General features: G+C 38.4%; 18 protein-coding genes and 1 pseudogene. 9 read left to right on the forward strand and 10 right to left on the reverse strand.

All coding sequences use genetic code 11. The features are described from left to right. Positions 1–47: 47 nt before the first annotated feature. Entirely contained in the window at positions 48–743 is a 696-nt protein-coding gene (fabR, locus tag AMD27_RS05540; RefSeq protein WP_067657444.1) for an HTH-type transcriptional repressor FabR, read from the reverse strand. A gap of 138 nt (positions 744–881) precedes the next feature. Between fabR and AMD27_RS05545 the strand changes: the two genes are divergently transcribed. Beyond that, positions 882–1,949, forward strand: coding sequence for a flavin reductase family protein (locus AMD27_RS05545; protein ID WP_067657447.1), 1,068 nt, complete (start codon positions 882–884; stop codon positions 1,947–1,949). Between the two features lie 12 nt (positions 1,950–1,961). After that, positions 1,962–3,056: a fatty acid desaturase family protein gene (locus AMD27_RS05550; RefSeq protein ID WP_067657450.1), complete on the forward strand. Its 1,095-nt coding sequence runs from the start codon at positions 1,962–1,964 to the stop codon at positions 3,054–3,056. Positions 3,057–3,152: 96 nt separating this feature from the next. Here AMD27_RS05550 and AMD27_RS05555 read toward each other — a convergent pair whose 3' ends face one another. After that, positions 3,153–3,920, reverse strand: coding sequence for a sulfite exporter TauE/SafE family protein (locus AMD27_RS05555; RefSeq protein WP_067657453.1), 768 nt, complete (start codon positions 3,918–3,920; stop codon positions 3,153–3,155). A gap of 204 nt (positions 3,921–4,124) precedes the next feature. After that, positions 4,125–4,826 (reverse strand): SIMPL domain-containing protein, encoded by a 702-nt coding sequence (locus tag AMD27_RS05560; protein WP_067657456.1) that lies wholly within the window; start codon positions 4,824–4,826, stop codon positions 4,125–4,127. 471 nt (positions 4,827–5,297) lie between these two features. Between AMD27_RS05560 and AMD27_RS05565 the strand changes: the two genes are divergently transcribed. Together AMD27_RS05565 and AMD27_RS05570 are read left to right on the forward strand one after the other, a co-directional pair. Further along, positions 5,298–6,671 (forward strand): diaminobutyrate--2-oxoglutarate transaminase, encoded by a 1,374-nt coding sequence (locus AMD27_RS05565; protein ID WP_067657459.1) that lies wholly within the window; start codon positions 5,298–5,300, stop codon positions 6,669–6,671. A 3-nt stretch (positions 6,672–6,674) separates the two neighbouring features. Beyond that, entirely contained in the window at positions 6,675–8,207 is a 1,533-nt protein-coding gene (locus tag AMD27_RS05570) for a pyridoxal phosphate-dependent decarboxylase family protein (protein ID WP_067657462.1), read from the forward strand. Positions 8,208–8,467: 260 nt separating this feature from the next. Here AMD27_RS05570 and AMD27_RS19370 read toward each other — a convergent pair. Next, positions 8,468–8,647, reverse strand: a pseudogene (locus AMD27_RS19370) (aromatic ring-hydroxylating dioxygenase subunit alpha); the annotation flags it as partial. Positions 8,648–9,274: 627 nt separating this feature from the next. On the opposite strand from AMD27_RS19370, the gene AMD27_RS05575 reads away from it, so the two are divergent. The 4 genes from AMD27_RS05575 to pstB all read left to right on the forward strand — a co-directional run bounded on the left by AMD27_RS05575 (position 9,275) and on the right by pstB (position 14,106). Further along, the gene (locus AMD27_RS05575; protein ID WP_067657465.1) at positions 9,275–10,291 is read left to right on the forward strand and encodes a substrate-binding domain-containing protein; all 1,017 of its coding nucleotides are present in this window, start codon (positions 9,275–9,277) and stop codon (positions 10,289–10,291) included. A 107-nt stretch (positions 10,292–10,398) separates the two neighbouring features. Further along, a complete protein-coding gene (gene pstC / locus AMD27_RS05580; protein ID WP_067657467.1) occupies positions 10,399–11,778 on the forward strand; it encodes a phosphate ABC transporter permease subunit PstC in 1,380 nt (459 codons plus the stop codon). Continuing rightward, the gene (gene pstA / locus AMD27_RS05585) at positions 11,775–13,169 is read left to right on the forward strand and encodes a phosphate ABC transporter permease PstA (protein WP_067657470.1); all 1,395 of its coding nucleotides are present in this window, start codon (positions 11,775–11,777) and stop codon (positions 13,167–13,169) included. The genes pstC and pstA overlap by 4 nt, the downstream gene beginning before the upstream one ends. Positions 13,170–13,182: 13 nt before the next feature. Then, on the forward strand, positions 13,183–14,106 hold the full coding sequence (gene pstB, locus AMD27_RS05590; RefSeq protein WP_067657473.1) for a phosphate ABC transporter ATP-binding protein PstB: 924 nt from the start codon (positions 13,183–13,185) through the stop codon (positions 14,104–14,106). Between the two features lie 77 nt (positions 14,107–14,183). On the opposite strand, the gene AMD27_RS18900 is transcribed toward pstB, so the two are convergent. The 4 genes from AMD27_RS18900 to AMD27_RS05605 form a co-directional block, all read right to left on the reverse strand. Continuing rightward, positions 14,184–14,315 (reverse strand): putative transporter small subunit, encoded by a 132-nt coding sequence (locus AMD27_RS18900; protein WP_212846459.1) that lies wholly within the window; start codon positions 14,313–14,315, stop codon positions 14,184–14,186. An 834-nt stretch (positions 14,316–15,149) separates the two neighbouring features. After that, positions 15,150–16,082: an IS5 family transposase gene (locus AMD27_RS05595; RefSeq protein ID WP_067657395.1), complete on the reverse strand. Its 933-nt coding sequence runs from the start codon at positions 16,080–16,082 to the stop codon at positions 15,150–15,152. Between the two features lie 311 nt (positions 16,083–16,393). After that, positions 16,394–17,692: an MFS transporter gene (locus tag AMD27_RS05600; RefSeq protein WP_067657476.1), complete on the reverse strand. Its 1,299-nt coding sequence runs from the start codon at positions 17,690–17,692 to the stop codon at positions 16,394–16,396. A 72-nt stretch (positions 17,693–17,764) separates the two neighbouring features. After that, entirely contained in the window at positions 17,765–18,649 is an 885-nt protein-coding gene (locus tag AMD27_RS05605) for a SphA family protein (protein WP_067657479.1), read from the reverse strand. A 293-nt stretch (positions 18,650–18,942) separates the two neighbouring features. Between AMD27_RS05605 and AMD27_RS05610 the strand changes: the two genes are divergently transcribed. Further along, positions 18,943–19,920, forward strand: coding sequence for an NAD(P)H-dependent flavin oxidoreductase (locus AMD27_RS05610; RefSeq protein ID WP_067657482.1), 978 nt, complete (start codon positions 18,943–18,945; stop codon positions 19,918–19,920). Between the two features lie 657 nt (positions 19,921–20,577). Here the strand turns inward: AMD27_RS05610 and AMD27_RS18035 are convergent. After that, positions 20,578–21,126, reverse strand: coding sequence for an IS630 family transposase (locus tag AMD27_RS18035; RefSeq protein ID WP_081405901.1), 549 nt, complete (start codon positions 21,124–21,126; stop codon positions 20,578–20,580). Continuing rightward, entirely contained in the window at positions 21,123–21,497 is a 375-nt protein-coding gene (locus AMD27_RS05620) for an IS630 transposase-related protein (RefSeq protein WP_067655598.1), read from the reverse strand. Before AMD27_RS05620 ends, AMD27_RS18035 begins: the two co-directional genes overlap by 4 nt. Positions 21,498–21,545 lie beyond the last annotated feature (48 nt).

Below are 21,545 nucleotides of genomic sequence, written 5' to 3' on the forward strand. Positions count from 1 at the left end.
GCTTATTTATGATTCTCTAAAGAAAAATAGACGTGAATAAATGCTGGTTAAGGTGTTTTAGAATCTTTCAAATGACGCGCACCTTCTAAAATCATCCGAATCATAATCATGGTTTGTTCCGCGACTTCTTTACGCTCTTCGCTCGGTAAATTAATCACTTTAGCACCCATATTGAACACCAACTGGGTAATGGCTTTGGCAGCCAATTCAGGATGTAGCATTTTACTGCTATTCAGTCGCTCTAAACGCACCAAATCTTCTTGTAATTCCTGTTGGAAATAATTGAGCTGTTTTTCTACCGCTTCTTTATAAGAGGCTGATCCGGTATAGCCTTCGCGTAACAATAGACTTAAATTGCCTTCATCTGCATCTAATTGTTCAATAAAAACTTCAACTGAACTACGTACAATGCTTGAGTGCCTCGACGCTTTTAAGCGTGCTTCATGCAAAATTTGACGCAGTACAATTGCAGAGCGATCAATCAACTCTATAGCCAGTTCATCAATGTCTTTAAAATGACGATAGAAACTATTTGGTGCAATGCCTGCTTCACGGGCAACTTCGCGCAAACTTAAAGACGCAATACTTTTTTGCGGCCCAATCAGATTTAAAGCAGCTTGGAACAATTCTTCTTTGGTAATCGTGGCTTTACGACCGACAGATCGTATCGTTCCATGGTCTGAGGCAGATGTGGAATCTCGTTCTAAAGCAGTTAGGGGTAACGCAATGTTTAAGGCAGTCATAAAATCGAAGACATTAGATTATGTGGCTAGTATAGCCTCGACAATGGGGAAGTGAAATGAATAGATGCAAAATGAATAGCTATACAAATATATATACATGTGTATAATAATTAGAAACCACACTGTAGTGAGCTAAATATGCACGCTGTTATGCAACGAAAATCTGTTTTCGGTTCGATTGTTGAATCTGTCTTTGATGCACAGGCTGCAAATTTTTGGCTAAAAAAAATTAATCCAATCTGGTCGGTCAATGAGTCACTCGGTCGTATTGTTGAAAAAAGCGAAACAGCTTCAGAAACGGTTAGTCTCAAAATTCAAATCAATAAAAAATTCAATATGGGTCAAGCAGGGCAACATCATCCTGTCATCGTGACACGTAATGGTCGTCGCTATGAGCGTACCTATAGCTTGACGCAACTTGATGATGCACATGTGCTGCTTACTGCAAAAAAAGTGCATAAGGGTATGGCGAGCACATGGTTATGCGAGCTCTCTAAAATTGGAGATGTGATCGAGTTTGGCTTGCCTTATGGCGATATGTTGATTGACAAGAATCATGCGCCCTTGGTGTTATTGGCAGCGGGTAGCGGGATTACCCCAATGTACAGTTTGCTTAAGACATTGGTAAAAACGAAGCAAATTGAAAATAAGCCTGTTCAATTGATGTATTGGGTTAAAAAACACAGTGATGCTGCATTTAAAACTGAACTTGAACAGTGGGCAATCCAGTATCCAAATTTCAAGCTACATATTTTTTATACGCAAGAACAGGAGATGGATGCACGTCTAAACCCTGAACATGTGCAATGTATTGAAAACTTGAATACAACGACCGTATATAGCTGTGGTCCATCTGGTTTTGTGGCTGTAGCTGAACAGATGTTTGCTCAAGCCAAAGTATTCAAAAGTGAAGCCTTTAGCCTGACCCCAGTGATCAACAATGAAACGGGCTTTATTACGGTAACTTTGTCTAAGTTGAATCAAAGTGTATCGATTCCAAAAGGACAATCGATTTTACTTGGACTTGAACAACAAAATATTAAACCCACTCACGGCTGTCGTATGGGGGTGTGCAATAAATGTGCGTGTGTCAAAGCACAAGGTTCAACCAAGAATTTAGTCAATGGCGCTGAACATACAGAACCAGGTGGTCTATTAAAAATTTGCGTCAATTCAGCTCAGACTGATTTAGTCATTGATCTTTAAGCGAGTATTTCTATGAATATGCCAGTAAAGTTACAATATTTTAAGAATCCTAAAAATCGTGAATTAAGCCACTATGAGTTAGATGAGCTTGCACGTGAATTAGATGCCATTAAACAAGACGTACTTGATGATATTGGTGAGAAAGACGAAAAATATATCAAGCGTGTGTATGCTGCAATTCGATATAGTTCGATTGCAGGTCGTGCCTGTTTATTCGCGGGGTGGTTTCCACCAGCTTGGATTTTAGGTACAGGGCTATTAGGCTTTGCCAAAATCATGGAAAATATGGAACTCGGTCATAACGTGATGCATGGTCAATATGACTGGATGAATGATCCGAAATTCAAAGGCACAACCTATGAATGGGACATTGTCGGCACTGCTTCAGATTGGCGTCAGACCCATAACTTTAAGCATCATACCTATACCAATATCAAAGGTATGGATGATGATATTGGTTATGGCATCATTCGTTTGTTCCCAGAGCAACGTTGGAAAAAAGGTTATTTATTACAACCTTTATATAGCATTCCGTTTTGCTTGCTGTTCCAGTGGGGCGTAGCGATTCAAAACTTAGAAATTGGTAAATATTTAAAAGGTCGCATGTCTAAGCAAGAGTTTCATTCGCGCTGGCAGCCGATGCAGAAGAAAATTTCTAAACAACTGTTCAAAGATTATATCTTTTTCCCACTGATTGCAGGACCTGCGGCGTTGCCTGTATTTACAGGGAACTTGGTTGCCAATGGTCTGCGTAATATCTGGACCTTTAGTATTATTTTCTGTGGTCACTTTACCAAAGACGTTGAAGTGTTTCCGAAATCAGTTTTGGAAAACGAAAGTCGCGGACATTGGTATATGCGCCAAATTCGTGGTTCATCTAATTTAACGGGTTCTGAAGGATTCCATATTTTGACCGGTCATTTGAGTCATCAAATTGAGCATCATTTGTATCCAGACATTCCGGCGCGCCGTTACCGTCAAATGGGCCCAAAAGTAAAAGCTGTGTGTGAAAAATATGGCTTGAATTATAACAATGCGAGTCTAATCAAACAGTACGGTAGTGTGATTAAACGTATTGTGAAATATGCATTTCCGTTTAAGAAATAATGATCGTTTAAATGAAAAAGCCACTGATAAAGTGTCTTTTTTTTACGTTAATTTTTTTGATTCTGGTTTTTTAAATAAATACGCTTCTTATTTCTATCAGGCAAACAATTGGTAGCCCATGCGGGCAATGAGAAAGATGAGCAGCACCAAGAAAAAGATTCGAATAAAGCCGCTGCCATATTTAAAGGCCAGTTGTGTTCCGATCAATGCACCGATCATGGCGGAAATAACCATATAAAAGCTCACGGCCCACAGTACATGACCTGCGGGAATAAAAAATATCAGCGCTGCACTAAAGGTGGCGATGTTGAGAAGTTTTGCAGAGGCCACAGCATGAATAAAATCGAAGGCAAAGACTTTAATAAACAAAAATAAAAAGAAACTGCCTGAGCCAGGTCCGAATACACCGTCATAAAAACCAATGAGTGCACCAAACAGCATGCCCATACAGATTTCTTTTGCACCTACATGCAGGAGTGTATGAACTTTCCCCAAATCCTTTTTTACAAAGGTATAAATCGCCATGACAATCAGTAATATGAAGACTGCATATTGCATGAAAGTTTTGGGAATATATGCCACAGAAATAGCGCCAATATAGGCAAAAATAAATGCAGATACCATGGTGGGTAAAACCAATTTCCATGGGATTTTTACACGTCTGATAAAGCCAAAAGCAGATGAAGAGGCACTAGCAAGCGCAGTGACTTTATTGGTGCCAAAAATAGTGGCGATATTCAGATTTGGGTAAGCATACATCAGTGCTGGCACCAAAATTAAACCACCACCGCCTACCGTAGCATCGACCAGTCCAGCACAAAAGGCAAAAAAAATTAGAGAAAAGTTAAGGGATTCTAGGATCATTTTTTAGTTTTTATCGCTGTATTTTAGAGCTTTAAAACTGATCATAGCGGATAAAGCTGAATGAAGACACTGGAAAAGCCTATAAAAAATTCCTAAAGGCGAAATCAAAATGACGCATATATCTTTTGAGATACCTGCGTCATTAAAACTATTTCGCTATATTTTTCACATGATATCTAAATCTAAATTTCATGTAAATCATGCTTATTTAAATTGAATTGTACCATTTGCATTAACGGTAATTTTAGATTCACCCGCGGCTACGCTTTGTGCATCTGCTGCTTCAGCACTTGCAAATTTTGCCATGCTGGCACGCATGATGGGTTGAGGGTAATGGTTACTGGTATTAAGATTTAAATTGACCAGATTGTATCCAGATTTATTCCATGTTTGGCTTAATAGCTGTGCACGTTGTTGAAAGTTTTTTGAGGCTTCAACCATCAACTCGTTTTCCACTTTTTTACGCTGCGCATCTGAGACAGTAAAATTTATCGATTGCGTCTGGAAACTTTGTTGCAGCTCGCTGACCAGTTGGCTTGCCGCCTTAAAGTCAGTACTTTCAATATTAATTTCGGCGCGACCACGCCATTCTTTGAGTTTATTACTGTCATTGTCATAGACTGGATAAGTCGTTTGTGAACCTGTTTCTACTTTTACTTGTGGATATTTTTTTGCCAATAGCATCGCTTGATTCATCAGTTGTGTAATTTGACTGGATAGCTCAGCCGGTTGTTTGTTGCTTTTTTCAATAAATAAAACGGCATGCATTTCATCATTTGACACCTGACGCATCGCTTCCGCCTGAATGTTCACCACATTATAATTAAGTGCGTCATTTGACTGCGCAAAGAGGTTGCTGCTGACAGCGGCAGAGATCATGAGGGTAGCAAGGCTTAAATAGCGCATTTGATTTCCATTTTTTGTGAGAAGTGAATTATTTCTATTGAATTAAGCTTAGGTTTTATTGTTGGTTTTTTGATGCAAAATTTGTGGTGCATTTGTAAAATTTTCCATCAAAATTAAATTAAGTTTTTATATGATAATTATTTTAAATCAATACTTTGGTGTTGTTTTTTGTTTCAGTGTTAGGGTCGCATCAATAAAAAAAAGTAATTGGAATAAAATGAGGGGTTTCTTTTGCATGTCACATTGTAAGATGATGATACTGTACAGCAGTTAGCCAAACGTTTTTTTTCGATGAAATTAGGTGCCTTAAGTACCAAAACTTATTTATTTTTCTGTAAAACGAGGTATGATCGCGCTCCTAGTTAACGTAAACAAAAAACTGTCTAACTGGAATTTATAAAGCACCGAGTCAACAGACCGCAAGTCACCCGACTTATTTCTATCAACCCATATCAGAGATGGTAATTCGATATGAGCGTTTCTTCTGTAAATCCTGCCCCTAATTCTACTAACGAATACTATTTGACTCGCCAAAGCCAGATGGAATCCAATGTTCGTAGCTATCCACGTAAATTACCGTTGGCAATAGCAAAAGCTTTAGGCTGCTGGGTTACTGATGTTGAAGGTACAACGTACCTCGATTGTTTAGCTGGGGCAGGGACTTTGGCTTTAGGCCATAACCATCCTGCGGTAATCCAAAGTATCCAAGATACTTTAGCAAGTGGTCTTCCACTTCACACATTAGATTTAACAACCCCTTTAAAAGATGCATTTACTGAAGCATTGCTTGAGCAATTACCAGGTGGTAAGGCGGAGTATTGTCTACAGTTCTGTGGTCCATCTGGTGCAGATGGCACGGAAGCAGCAATTAAATTGGCAAAAACATATACAGGTCGTAATACCGTGATCAGCTTCTCAGGTGGCTATCACGGCATGACACACGGCGCTTTAGCAATGACAGGTAACTTGTCTGCGAAGAATGCCGTAAATGGTTTAATGCCAGGCGTTCAATTTATGCCATATCCGCACGAATACCGTTGCCCATTAGGTCTGGGTGGTGAAGCAGGCGTTGACGCATTAACGTATTTCTTTGAAAACTTTATTGAAGACGTTGAAAGTGGTGTGACGAAACCTGCAGCTGTAATTCTTGAAGCAATTCAAGGTGAAGGCGGTGTGGTGACAGCACCAACAAAATGGTTAAAGAAAATTCGCGAAGTGACTGAAAAGCATAACATCGTGTTGATTCTTGATGAAGTTCAAGCAGGCTTTGCACGTTCAGGTAAAATGTTTGCCTTTGAACATGCAGGGATTGAACCGGATGTAATTGTGATGTCTAAAGCTGTGGGTGGTAGCTTACCGCTTGCAGTACTGGGTATTAAACGTAAGTTTGATGCTTGGCAACCAGCGGGTCACACCGGTACTTTCCGTGGTAACCAATTGGCTATGGGTACAGGTCTTGCAACGATCAAAACCATTAAAGAACAAAACTTGGCTCAAAATGCACAAGAGCGTGGTGATTTCTTACAGGCTGAATTTAAAAAATTAGCGGTAGAGTTCCCATGTATCGGTAACGTGCGTGGCCGTGGTTTGATGATTGGTGTTGAAATTGTAGATGAGCGTCAAGCGGCAGATCACATGGGTTCATTACCTGGTGATGGTCAATTGGCAGCAGCCATTCAAGCGGCATGTTTTGACAACAAATTGTTGTTAGAAAAAGGCGGTCGTAACGGTACAGTGATTCGTTTACTTTGCCCATTGATCATCACGCATGATGAATGTGTTGAAGCAGTTTCTCGCTTTAAGAAAGCACTTGCTGAAGCACTCGTTGCAACTCGAGGCGCGTAAATTATGGTTGATTTTGCAGAACATCGTAAAGCGTTACTCTGCAATGATGCTGCGTCCATTGCTGACTATCAGTCAGCAATGGGTGAGGCTACAAAAGCTGTAGCAGCATGGTTGCAAAATGACAAAATGTATACGGGCGGTAGCATTAAAAATCTTCGCTCTGCAATTGCGTTCAATCCTTCAAAAGAAGGTATGGGTGTACAGAAATCTCTTGATCGTATGGTGGAGCTTTTCCTCAATAAAAGCTTGAAAGTACATCATCCGCATTCACTTGCGCATTTGCATTGCCCAACCATGGTCACCAGTCAAATTGCGGAAGTATTGATTAACGCCACCAACCAATCAATGGACTCATGGGATCAAAGCCCTGCAGGTTCATTAATGGAAGTGCAGTTGATTGACTGGCTTCGTCAAAAAGTAGGCTACGGCGTAGGTCAAGCTGGTGTGTTCACTTCTGGTGGTACACAATCGAATTTGATGGGTGTGTTGCTTGCACGTGATGCATGTATTGCTAAACACTGGAAAGATGAAAACGGCAAGCCGTGGTCTGTTCAGCGCGATGGCGTACCTGCGGATGCAATGCGGAATGTCAAAGTCATTTGTTCTGAAAATGCACACTTCTCTGTGCAAAAGAACATGGCGATGATGGGCATGGGCTTCCAATCTGTAGTGACTGTTCCTGTGAACGATAACGCTCAGATGGATGTGGTTGCTTTAGAAAAAACTATGGCGCATCTTCAATCTGAAGGTAAGATTGTGGCTTGTGTGGTGGCAACTGCAGGCACAACCGATGCAGGCGCGATTGATCCATTGAAAGAAATTCGTGACATTACCAACACATATGGCGCGTGGATGCATATTGACGCGGCATGGGGTGGTGCACTGATTCTTTCGAATGACTACCGTTCTATGCTCGACGGTATTGAGTTATCTGACTCGATCACGCTTGATTTCCATAAGCATTACTTCCAAACCATTTCATGTGGTGCATTCTTACTTAAAGATGAGGCGAACTATCGTTTCATGCATTATGAAGCGGAGTATTTAAACTCAGCTTATGATGAAGAGCATGGCGTACCCAACCTTGTGTCGAAGTCACTTCAAACCACGCGTCGTTTTGATGCGTTGAAACTTTGGATGACGGTGGAATCACTCGGTGAAGAGCTTTACGGTTCAATGATCGACCATGGTGTTGGTCTAACACGTGACGTTGCAGATTATATTACGGCAACTGACGGACTTGAGATGTTGGTTGATCCTCAGTTTGCATCTGTGTTGTTCCGCGTGATTCCAGCAGGTTATCCTGTTGAATTACTCGATACACTGAACCAAAACGTGGCAGACGAATTGTTTGCTCGTGGTGAAGCGAACATTGGTGTGACCAAAGTCGGTCAAAATCAATCCTTGAAAATGACGACCTTAAGTCCTGTTGCAACTTTAGATAACGTGAAGAACTTGCTTGCACTTGTGCTTGCAGAAGCCGATCGTATTAAAGATGCCATTGCGGATGGTAGCTATGTGACAGCGCTCGATTAATCGTGGCTTGAAGCAGAAAAAGGAGCTCATTTGAGCTCCTTTTTTATGTCTAAATTAAAATAAGCTTAATTTATGGCATAGCCTGAATTATCATTGAAGTATGTTTTTTTGCGTAGGTGGATTGTTATCTTGAGATATCAAAGTAACGAAATCCTGTGTTTCATCTATGGATGTCCTATCCTGAAGTGCAATAGAGACATCCATGTCAATTATCAGGATAGTAAATTTAGTACTATTTTTACCAAGCTCTATTGTTTGATCTAGGCTACAAACTTTGGACTAAACCCCATCTTCCTCAAGTATTTTCGATACATATTTGGACTGTGATACGCGGGGCAATGCACCTCTATACTCAAATCTAGTGGCAAATATTCGGGTTTTTGATTTTCTACAATTAGACGATCTTCTTGGAATATTTTCAAATTAAAATCATAGGTATCCTAAACGGTTAAGTTTTTATCCTTTTGACTTAAGCTCAGACGTACACCGCAATGTAGACAAACATCTTTCGCGACAATCAATTCATCTCCTATTCTATACAGCACTAAAGACATGTTTAGAAATAGGGTCGCAATAGGCTGTTCAGTGATGTTTTAATCAGGTGCAATCGGATACCCACGCTGGGTCAAAATATGCCAATCATGCTCATTAAGGGTTATGTGGACAACGCAATCTGAATTGAATGTGGTCTTTATTCGACTATAAAGCAACATCATGTTTGATGAAATCTTAATTACTGCGCGGCTCTATTAGAAAAGAGAGAATAATCCTGAGGCTTTATCTAATGCCATGAGTTAGCACAGCGTATATGTCTAAATATGCCAGCATTGAGCGATTAAAGATTCACATTTTCAATAATTTATCTGAAATTTGAAGAGCATAGTTATGCTAGTGGACATTTTATAATTGTCATCTAAATACTGAATGTTACATTGAATATCATTAAATCGTCATCTAGCTGTAACCTTGTTGTCATATTTTAAACTCAAAATGCATAGATCGAAATAAGTACTCAACTGAATTAAAAGTGGCGTACTTCAAATTTGAATAAATTGAGAGAAAATAAAATGCGCTTTACTAACATTGCAATTGCGTTAGCACTTTCTGGGGTAGCAGTTACGAGCACTGCACATGCAGCTCGTGACACCATTCAAATCGCTGGTTCTTCTACGGTACTGCCTTATGCCAGTATTGTGGCTGAAGAATTTGGTAATACTTTCCCTCAATTCAAAGCACCTGTTGTTGGTTCTGGTGGTAGTTCTGCGGGTTTAAAACAATTCTGTTCAGGTGTAGGCGATAATACCATTGATATTGCAAATGCTTCACGCAAAATTAAAGATACTGAAATTGCAGCGTGTAAAAAAGCAGGCGTCAATAAAATTCAAGAAATTAAAATTGGTTATGACGGCATCGTATTTGCTTCAAACTCAACCAAAGCAGCTTATAAATTAAAACCTCAGCATGTCTTTGCTGCGTTATCGGCAGAATTACCATCGAATGGTAAATTGGTTGCTAACCCATATACACGTTGGAATCAAATTGATAAATCACTTCCAAATGAACCGATTACATTGGTCATTCCGGCATCAAACCACGGAACACGTGAAGTATTCCAAGAAAAAATGATTGAAGCAGGTTGTGAATCTTACGATTATTACAAAAAGTTAGATAAAGATGCTCAGAAAAAAGCATGTTCTACTTTCCGTAAAGATGGCAAAGTGATTGAAATTGCGGGTGACTACACTGAAACGCTTGCACGTTTAAAAACTTCTCCAAGTGCAGTCGGTGTATTTGGTCTAGGTTTCTATGATCAAAACCGTGACAAACTACGTGTGGCGACAGTAAATAACGTTATTCCTTCTGAGCAAACAGTACTCAACGGAACTTATCCAGTTTCACGTCCTTTGTTCTTCTATGTGAAAGGCGAACACTTAAAATCAATCAAAGGTCTTTCACAGTTCACTGAATATTTCTTGAATAAAAAAGTTTCAGGAAAAGGTTCTAAGCTTGATAGAGCTGGTTTGATTTCAATGTCTGATGCTGAACGTGCAAAAGTACTTGCAGCATTTAAGGCTGGTAAATAAAGTCTAGAGTAGAAATATTAAGGCTGATGGTGGGAGACTATTATCAGCCTTTTTGGCTAAGCAGAGTTTTTTCGAATAATTAGAATGGGAAAAACGGTGGAGAATACATGAATCTGCTACTTATTGGCGTGTTATTAGCTTTAATGGCTATCGCATATCAAATTGGGCTACGTAAAAGCCGCAGCCTAGCAGGTAAGGGGAACAACTCAGCTATACTCCATTCACGACCAGGCTACTATGGTGCTTTGGTTGCGTTGTGGTGTGGTATCCCTGCTTTTTTGATTTTACTGATTTGGAATTTTGTTGAACCAAGTGTTCTGCAACACTATATTTTACAAAATGTTCCAGCAAATATTGCATCTACTTTGGATGAAGCTGGAATAGACGTATTGATTGATCGTGTGCAAGCTATTGCTTCTGGTTTTGGGGTTACAGATACTCCAGCTGCCTATGAAGTTGCAGCAGCAGAACAATTAGCAAAATTTGAAAGAATGGGTTCGTTAGCAAAATTTGCAGTGGTGATTTGTGTTGCAATATTAGGTTTGATTTGGGCGAAGAAAAAAGTTAATCAAAAATATCGCGCTCGTAATCATGTTGAACGTACCATAAATGTCGCATTAATTCTTTGTTCAGGTGTTGCCATCTTGACTACAATCGGCATTGTGCTGTCGATGTTTAGTGAAGCGGTAAACTTTTTCAAATTTGTCAGTCCAGTTGATTTCTTCTTTGGTACTGTGTGGGATCCAGGCTTTAGTACCTCGGGAAGTGCAGAAGGAAGTTATGGTTTATTACCATTACTTTGGGGTACGCTGATGGTGAGCGGTATTGCACTTTTGGTTGCCGTGCCATTGGGTTTAATGATTGCGATTTATTTAGCAGAATATGCATCACCCAGTTTTCGCTCTTGGGCAAAACCAGCCATTGAAGTTTTAGCGGGTATTCCTACCATCGTTTATGGTGTATTCGCACTAATGGTCATTGGGCCGTTTCTTAAAATGATGGGTGAATCTATTGGGCTTGAAATTAATGCAACGAGTGCATTAACCGCAGGTTTTGCGATGGGGATTATGATCATTCCCTTCGTTTCTTCATTATCAGATGACATTATCACCCAAGTGCCACGGTCATTGCGTGATGGTTCATTGGGTTTAGGTGCAACAAAATCTGAAACAATTCGTCAGGTTGTATTACCTGCGGCTTTGCCTGGGATTACAGGTGCATTCTTACTTGCTGTCTCTCGTGCAGTAGGTGAAACCATGATCGTAGTTCTTGCAGCAGGAAATAGCCCTTTGTTGCATGTGAATCCATTTGAAGCAGTCTCTACGGTGACCGTCACAATTGTTAAGCAGTTAACAGGTGATACTGATTTCGCAAGTCCACAAGCTTTAGTTGCATTTGCATTAGGTTTGACACTGTTTGTCATTACATTGTGTCTTAATATTATTGCACTTTATATCGTGCGTAAATATCGTGAGCAATACGAATGAGTAGATCAAATACATCTCAAGAGGGTCAAAATGTATTTGATCCTCACATCGCTGCTCAATTGCGTGAAAAGCGTAAAGCTCGAATCGCAAGCACTTTGGCGAAGCGTCATCGTAAAGAAAAAACTTTTCGTCTATTTGGCTTTACATCAGTCATAATCGGTTTAGCTTTCGTGGCGTTATTGTTTGGCAGTATTTTATATAAAGGTTTACCTGCTTTTTGGCAAGCCAGTATGACAGTGCCTGTATATTTTGATCCTGCTTTAATTGATGTTGGTCCTAGACCAACTCAAAAAGTAGGTGAATCTCCTGCACAATATCAAGAACGGTATGTTGATTGGCAAACCAAAATGGGTATGGTGGATTGGGACGCGATTATCGCAAATGGCTTGATTGCTAAAGATCCATCTCTAGCAAGTCACCGTGATGAATTAAGCAGTTTATATACCAGCTCAGAAGCCTATCGTGTCCGTGATATGGTATTTAAAGATCCAGCACTCATTGGTAAAAAAATTGAATTAAACTTCTTGGCCGATGCAAATATTGATGTTTGGTTAGCAGGTAGTATTGATCGTAGTTTACCTAATGATCAGCAACAGTTAAGCCCAGAAATACGTAAATTGTCAGATCAACTTGCTGCGAAAGGTGTGATTGAACGTACTTTCAATACGCAATTATTTACCAATCCAGATTCGCGTAGTTCGCCTGCAACTGCGGGTTTGGCAGGTGCATTCATGGGTTCTTTATTCATGATGCTCATTGTTATTTTTATATCGATACCTTTAGGTGTAGCAAGTGCGATTTATTTGGAAGAATTTGCGCCTAAAAACTTCATTACTGATATTATTGAAGTAAATATCAATAATTTAGCTGCTGTTCCATCGATTGTGTTTGGTTTATTAGGTGCGGCAATCTTTATTGGTTGGATGCATCTACCTATTTCTGCACCGTTAGTAGGTGGTTTAGTCTTAAGTTTAATGACTTTACCCACTGTGATTATTACGACACGTGCGACATTGAAAGCAGTTCCACCCTCTATACGTCAAGCGGCTTTGGGTATTGGCGCATCAAAAATCCAAACCGTATTTCACCATGTATTGCCATTAGCTTTACCAGGAATCATGACAGGTGCGATCATTGGTATCGCACATGCGTTAGGTGAAACAGCGCCACTATTATTAATTGGTATGAGTGCATTTGTTGCCAATATTCCAGTTTCACCTATAGATCAAGCAACCGCTTTACCTGTTCAAGTTTATTTATGGCAAGGTAATGAATTACGTAACTTCTTTGAAGGGCGTACTGCTGCAGCAATTATCGTTTTACTCGCTTTAATGGTCGGCCTAAATAGCGTTGCAATTTGGGTACGTAAGAAATTTGAAGTACGTTGGTAATTGAGGGCATGATATGAATACTTTTACGACGACAAAAACTAATCCCTTAGAACAGGATAAATCAGTGAATTCAGAACCTACACCATCTTCAGTAACTGGTGCAAATCAGAAACAACCAACAACTTCATTTGTTTCTCAGTTCGATACCCAGTCTTCAAATAAGAAAGATGCCAAGTCTGATCAAGTCAAACTCAGCACTTCCGATGTCCATGTATATTATGGAGAAGCTGAAGCGATTAAAGGTATTGATTTAAATATTTATGAAAATGAAGTGATCGCATTTATTGGTCCATCTGGCTGTGGTAAATCGACTTTCCTACGTACTTTAAACCGTATGAATGATACCATTGATTCTTGTCGTGTCACGGGTAAGGTTTTACTCGATAATCAAGACATTTATGATCCCAACTTGGATGTCGTGTTACTACGTGCACAAGTGGGCATGGTGTTCCAAAAACCGAATCCCTTTCCAAAATCAATTTTTGACAATGTTGCCTATGGTCCTAAACTACACGGTCTTGCACGCGATAAATATGACTTAGAGGAAATTGTTGAAAATAGTCTGCGCAAAGCGGGTTTGTGGGACGAAGTCAAAGACCGTTTAAACCAGCCAGGTACTGGTCTTTCAGGTGGTCAGCAGCAACGGTTATGTATTGCGCGTACCATTGCAGTGAGCCCTGAAGTGATCTTAATGGATGAGCCATGTTCTGCGCTTGATCCGATTGCAACAGCGAAAATTGAAGAATTGATCTCTGAGTTATCAACGCAATATACTATTGCGATTGTGACGCATTCGATGCAGCAAGCTGCGCGTGTATCTGATCGTACCGCTTACTTTCATTTGGGTGATTTAATTGAAGTCAACTCAACAGAAAAAGTCTTCACTCAGCCCGATCATCAATTGACTGAAGCGTATATTACAGGACGTTTTGGTTAATCGAAATACGCTTAATATGAATCAAAAAAAGAGCCTTCAGGCTCTTTTTTTGATTGGACTAGGATTCACTCAGCCCGTCAGACCAAGTCATCGCCATTTTCTTTCGCAAGTTTATAATCTTGATAAAGACTTACACATAGAATGGTTAATACGCCCATAGCAAGGGTTGGCCATAACATGAGATAGAGGGTTAATAGGTTTGGGGTCATGATATGCTCCTTATTTTACTTGTTGAGGTAGATCGTGTAATGCAATCCCTTTTTTATTAATGTCATCGAAATTAAAAGTGGTTTTACGGTTTAAAAGGGTGAGTGCCGTACAGACTACTGCGCTTGCACTGTATGCAGTTAGTGAACTCAGCAAGGTTAAATGATCTCGTAGGAACCCATCATATTCGGCATTAGTAGAATGATTGCACTACAACCCACAACGAGCGCAGTATTTTTACCAAAGAATCGGAAGCTCATTAGACCAAGTGCCACACCCGTACCAATAGTTGCAAGAATTTCAAAAATAGTTGCAGTGAGAGTATTAGTGGAGTGAGTTCAAAGCGAATCAATAGAAATGCAACGAAAGCACTCAATATAGACCATTTAAAGGTGCGAGCATTCACTCAATTCCAATGCAAACTGACGATCAAAGGGAAGAGAATAGTTTTCCAACGCATTAATCAAGCTGGATTTGATTAGATATTCCTGTACTACAAATAAACGCTGGGAAATGGTTTGGTTACCAATGGCATAGGCGAGAACCACAATAAAAAAAGGGTGCGCCTTTTTCTAAGAATGCGGTCTTAGAAAAGAAGTCTAATTGTTCTGGAGTCAGGTTATGGAAGATCAGAGCTGTAGCTGTGAATTAGATTAAAGTTTTGAAATATATAAAGATATATAAGTTATTAACGGCGAAAAATTAAGATATAACAGCCCAAATAGACGTGTTTACAGAGACATCAGAGGAGTTTAATATGAGAACATCAATATTAATGATAAACGGCTTTGTTGCACAAATGCTTGAGAGGCAGAGCTATCCCAAAGGATCCAAATTTAAGATACAATTTGGGTATGAGGGCGGCCTAATTCCGTGAATTTATTCAAGACTGCTACACGTGCATGAATCTCATTCACCTGACTAGAGAAACTCCTTGCCGTTAATTTATCTCCCAATAATTTGATGCAATGCATCTTGGTTTCTACCAAACTTCGACGATGATAACCGGACCATTTTTTCCAAAGGGCTCTTCCTAGCCGTTTGACTGTTTTCAATAACTCATTCCGCTCTATAGACCTCGCTTGTTTGTCTTTCCAAGGCTTTGCATTCTTTCTTGGCGGAATCACAGCATGCGCTTGTCGATCTGAAATGACTTGTCGGCAGTGTTTCGTGTCATAAGCCCCATCTGTATAGACAGAGTCAATCTGCTCATCCAATGGAATTTGAGCAAGCAAGTTGCCAAGAACCTGAGAGTCACTCACATTGTTCGTCGTGAGCTGAACAGCACGTATTTGCAGGGTTTCAGCATTTATACCGATATGAAGTTTACGCCATTGGCGACGGTATTCAGGCTGATGTTTCTTACGTTTCCATTCACCTTCACCTAGAAACTTTAAGCCAGTGGAGTCTATAAGTAGATGCAGTCCATCACGGCTCTTTTGGTAACTAACCGCAATATCAATGTGCTTTTGTCTTCTGCAGAGGGTAGAGTAATCTGGTGCGGTCCAGCCTAATCTACAAAGTTTAATGAGGCTTTGGACAAAGCCTGTGACCATACGTAAAGAGAGTCGAAATAAGGATTTGATCATTAAGCAGCATTGAATAGCTGTATCGGAATATGTTTGATTTCGACCTTGTTTACCTTTTGGCTGAGCATACCATTGAGTGTTAGGATCAAACCAAATGGAGATATTTCCTCGGTTGATTAAGGCTCGATTATAGGAAGACCAATTGGTTGTCCGATAGATTTTAGGTGTTGGCTTATTCATTTAGAAATTATATTGATGAAGATGCCTTTAAGAACAGCTTTGTGCAACAAAGCCATGTTGTTTTTAAAACATAAATGTTTCTCTTACGATTGACTTTCCAACCAATCATGGTGGATGCGTGTTGAAACCTTAAAGCAGTGTGCTGTTTAGAAAAATCTTCACGCAATAATGTATAAATCTAAACTCTTACTTTTTGAGTAAGATGGTTATAGTTCAAAGTGCAACTTTGACTTTGGTCAGTCGAAAGCAAAATGCTATTTCATCTTGCTTCCTTTCAATAAATTAATCTCTGTTGCACTTCATTTGAGGATCTAAGTTTTAATCAAAGCTACAGTAATGGCACCGATTAGCGCGGGAATTGCAATTATCACAAAGTTCATTTTAATAGAGAATTCCATTGCTAAAATGAGTCCGAGTATGATGGGGCCTACTATTGCACCTATACGTCCAACACCAGATGCAACTCCAATTCCTGTTGAACGCGCATCAAGTGGGTAATACTGAGCTACGTAACTGTATAGCAACATGGCTGATGCACTTGCAGAAGCACCAGAAAAGCCGAGTAATAGGTAAATAATTACATCAGTAGGGTTATAACTAAGTAAATAAAGAGAGATAGCACCGACTAGGAATATCGACACAATAATTGGTTTAATACCAAATTTGTCAGCTAAAACACCACCAAGAATGTTGCCTAAAACTGCACCAATACAAACAACAAGCAAGAAGTTAAGACCAGCACTCATAGAGTAGCCAGCATTAATCATAATCTTAGGTACCCAACTTCCTAATGCATAAAGCATTAAAAGTGCCATAAACATCGCACAACCAAATAAAAGGGTTGAGCGAGTACGGTTCTTGATGAAAAGCTCTTTGTATGAAGCTTTTTTAGCATTTTGTTCAGTTAAAACAAGTGTAGTTGTATCATTAATAAATAAGTTCTGGTCAATTTTATGAATAATAGTTTTTGATCGATCAGTCTGATTATTTTTTACTAAATATGTTAAAGATTCTGGGATAAACTTAAACATAAAAGGAATCAGTAGTAGTGGCAAACCTGCTAAATAGAACATCATTCTCCATCCATGCTCTGGAATTACCATTTGTCCAACTAATACAGCAATTACAGAACCAACAGCACTACCACTTAGCATAATAGTAACAAATGTTGTTTTGATATTTTTAGGTGCGAATTCAGAGGTTAAAGCTGTTAAATTGGGTAATACACCACCAATCCCTAATCCAGCTATAAAACGTATGATAGCGAGTTCTGCAGGTGAGCTTGAGAAACCTCCTAAGAAGGTAAAACAGCAGAACAATATTACACAAATAATAATTGAAATTTTTCGTCCAATGATATCTGCGACGATACCCATGATCATTGCGCCGAACATCATTCCTATCATGGTCATACTGGTTAACAGACCCATTTGTGAGGTCGTTAAATTCCACTCTTTCATTAAAAGAGGAAGAACTACACCATTGATCATTACATCATATCCGTCTACAACAACGATGAAATAACACCAAAAAAAAACCGTGTAATGGAAAGGTTTTAGTTTGGCGTTATCAATTAAATGATTAACATTTATAGATATTTCAGCATCCATTTGACCCACCTCCGATTGTGAGACATTCCTTGTAAGTGTTGGCCATAATCTTTTTTATTACATAGCAGCCATTTAATATGCGAATATGATCGAAAAACTCATAGTGTCATTTTTTGATTTGTTTTCAGCAAATACATCGTGAATCCAGTTGAATTGTGATGAAAATTTCCCATGGTTATAGCGAAAACCTGGCCCAATACCAAAACCACTTGTTTTAGAGTTTCGAAGTTCTATACCATTCTTTTCATCATTTTCCAGTTGACCTGCATAGTATCCGGAGATCCCCCATTGTAAAGGGCCATTTCTGGTGGTAAGGCTATAGTCAACAAAAAGCTCAGTACCATTTTGATAGTTAGTTTCTGAGTTTTTGAAGCTTAAAGAAACACGTGGTAAAACAGCAAACTCTACACCAGTATCATGTTTGTACTTGAAGCCTACGCTTGGTTGAATGGCAAATTTTTGACCAGAGACGTCTGAGTCGCTAGGAATACGAAATACAAGCGAACCAGCCCAACTCCAGTTTTCATCTACATTCCATTGTAGGCTTATAGGATGAATATAAATGTCACTGACGCCATGACGATCGGCATCCACTTTTTGTCCATTTACATCGTAAGAATTGAAAACCCCTGTATAACTTAATATAACTTCAGTTGCCATTGCATCTGCATTAAGAAACTTCTTGTCCCACGATGTGATGAATCTGAATGATTGTGTCAGTGCTTTTAGGTCAAAGTTATTGTCTGCTTTATCACCATCTGCATCATGAAATGAATCTGAAAATAAAAATACTGTACTTTCCTGTAGATAGTTTCCAGCTTTAGTCGGATATACAGCGATACCAAAATTTGATGAACCTCCAGAATAGGTTGAGTTTCCATTTTCTGCTGCATATAATTTAACTGAAACCATGGTTAATAATACTGCTGAAGCTATATTTGTTTTATTGGTTTTCATTTTAATCCTTAATATAAAATACAATTAATCCATTAATGAGATATATGAGGTAATCTTATTAAAATACCTGGTTTTATTTAAGGCAAAACTCATGCCAATATTTAGGATCCTTGGAACTATTGGGTTTGAATAGAAAGTGTATTGATAAAAAATATTTTGCGTTTCATTTTTGAAATAAATTACTTTATAAATGAAACATAGTTTGAATAATTTAATAGTTCTTTTGATCGATTTATTTTTAAATAATTAGAGTTTTATAATTAGTAAAAGTAAGTTTTGAATTGAGTGTTAAAATGAAATTAAATACGCGAGTGAACAAGTTATTAGGCACCGAATATCCTATTGTTCAGGGGGGGATGATGTGGGTGGGGAAAGCTGAGCTTGTTAGTGCAGTTTCTAATGCAGGAGGGTTAGGTATTTTAACTGCATTAACTCAGTCAACACCTGAAAATTTATACAAAGAAATTCAACGCTGTAAAGAACTTACAGATAAGCCTTTCGGAGTGAATCTTACGATTCTACCTTCAATCAATCCACCTCCATATGCTGAATATAGGGATGCCATTATTCAGGGGGGGATCAAAATTGTGGAGACCGCAGGCTCTAAACCACAGGAACATGTAAACCACTTCAAGCAGAATGACATCATCGTAATTCATAAATGTACATCTGTACGACATGCTATTTCAGCAGAAAAAATGGGTGTAGATATTATATCTATTAGTGGGTTTGAATGTTCAGGGCATCCCGGTGAGGATGATATTCCTGGCTTAATTTTGATACCCTCTGCCGCTAACGTAATTAAAATTCCGTTGATTGCAAGTGGTGGCATTGCTGATGGTAGGGGGCTTGTTGCTGCTTTGGCATTAGGAGCTGAAGGGATCAATATGGGTACTAGGTTTTGTGCAACTTTAGAGGCACCAATACACGAGAACATTAAAAAATTTATTGTTGAGAATGATGCGAAATCAACTAATTTGATTTTTAGAAAATTCAATAACACTGCGCGTGTAGCCAAAAACAAAATTTCTGATCAAGTGATAGAAATTTCAAGCAGACAGGACAGCATTTTTGAAGATATTAGAAACCTGGTTTCTGGTGCAATTGGTAAGAATGCTCTTGAAACTGGTGACGTACATGCTGGCTTAATTTGGGCTGGTCAGGTTCAAGGTTTGATAAATGATATTCCAAATTGTAAAGAGTTAATTGAAAGTATTGTTTCAGAAGCGAATAAGATTATAAATGATAGGCTAGCACATTATTCAGATTGATTTAATCGAAATAAATTTAAAATGGAATAAGAGATGGAGTAAGCCTAAAGAGAATTTTTTAAATTCACATTAAATCACAGTAAAGTTTTTTTTGATGATTGTATTAAATGAGCTGTTGGTTTATATATTAGATCTTATTTTAACCGCGAATCGCGGATAAGGATTTTTCCTTTAAAATTATAAAATATATGTAATTTTATGATCTATTTGAATCAAATTTTAGTGTTATCAGATTAGTTCATAGACTTATTGATGTTAAAAATCATAGAGACTTCTCAGAATAGATTATCTCAACTTCTTAAGTATGATTCGGGTTGTTTTAATTTTAATAATATTTAAAATTAAATTAGAATTAATAGAAAGGAGTTTTTTTATTGGGTTGCTAAGAACTTATTTTATCTTTATTTTTATGAATATTTAGCTTGAACTGTGTTTCAGAAAGCTTTTGAGTTGATATATTTAATCTGCAGATTATGCACGATAGCTCAGAAATATAAGGTGTAAATATTAACCAAAAGAAGATTTTTTGACTTATGAAAGAGGTCTACTAAACTTAAATTTAACAATAAATAAAAATAATAGAATAGATCTCTTTCATAAATCAAAAAATAATCAATCTTTTGCCGATTATTTGTATAGCTGGATTTAAATTTTAAGCTACATTGCCTTCAAGCCTAAATCGAGCGCTTCTTCTATGTTTTTGTCAAAACGGACAGCGATACTTTTAACTTTGGATTTTAGCACTGACCATGCTTTTTCAATTGGATTTAAATCTGGACTGTAAGCAGGCAAGTACATGATTCTACAGTTAAAGTCTTTGGCTAGTTTTTTGATATCTCCGTTCTTATGAATCGAAGCGTTATCTAGAATCAGCAGATGTCTTTTGGTCTTATCTTGATTATCTTTGGTTAAATTTTCAAGTAGATATCTCAACCATCCCGTGAACATTGCTCGATCGCATGAACCTTGAAAAATCAAAGGGTAAAGGAACTGATACGCTGAATTAGACCTCACAGCACTGATGATACTTAATCTTTTACCATGACCACCCAATTTTAAAGCAGCGCAACGACTGCCTAGTTTAGACCAACCATATTGCGCTGTATCTGTGGTGTTTATCCCAGACTCATCAATATAAAGAATCTGATCTTCCCCAAACTCCTCTTTCCATTGCGGAAGAAACCAGTTGAATACAGCCCTTGTTATTTTGTCGGCTTGCTTATAGAGAAAACTCTTTTTTTACGTGTCCAACCAAGTCTATGAATGGCTTTTAACAGGGTTGAGTAAAGGATTGGATACCCAAACTTTTGTTCAAATAAAGGGATGAGATCTTTCACTTGAGAAAATTCAGTAGTTTCAATAAAGTGTTTGAAAGCATCCATATCCTTGATTTTAGTGGGTCGACCTGCATTGATTTTAGGCTGTTTCAATTCTCCAGTGGTGTTTTGAAGAAGAATCCAATCATCCAAAGTGGTTCTAGATATTTTAAAGGTTTTACATGTATATGATTTGTGATTATTTTCTTCATAAAACTGCATGACTTTTTCACGTAAATCCACTGAATATACTTTAGGCATGATCTTGAACAAATTAATTTTTTATCATTGTATCCCAAAATAAGATTG

Origin of the sequence: Acinetobacter sp. TGL-Y2 (genome assembly GCF_001612555.1) — a bacterium.
Classification (GTDB): domain Bacteria; phylum Pseudomonadota; class Gammaproteobacteria; order Pseudomonadales; family Moraxellaceae; genus Acinetobacter.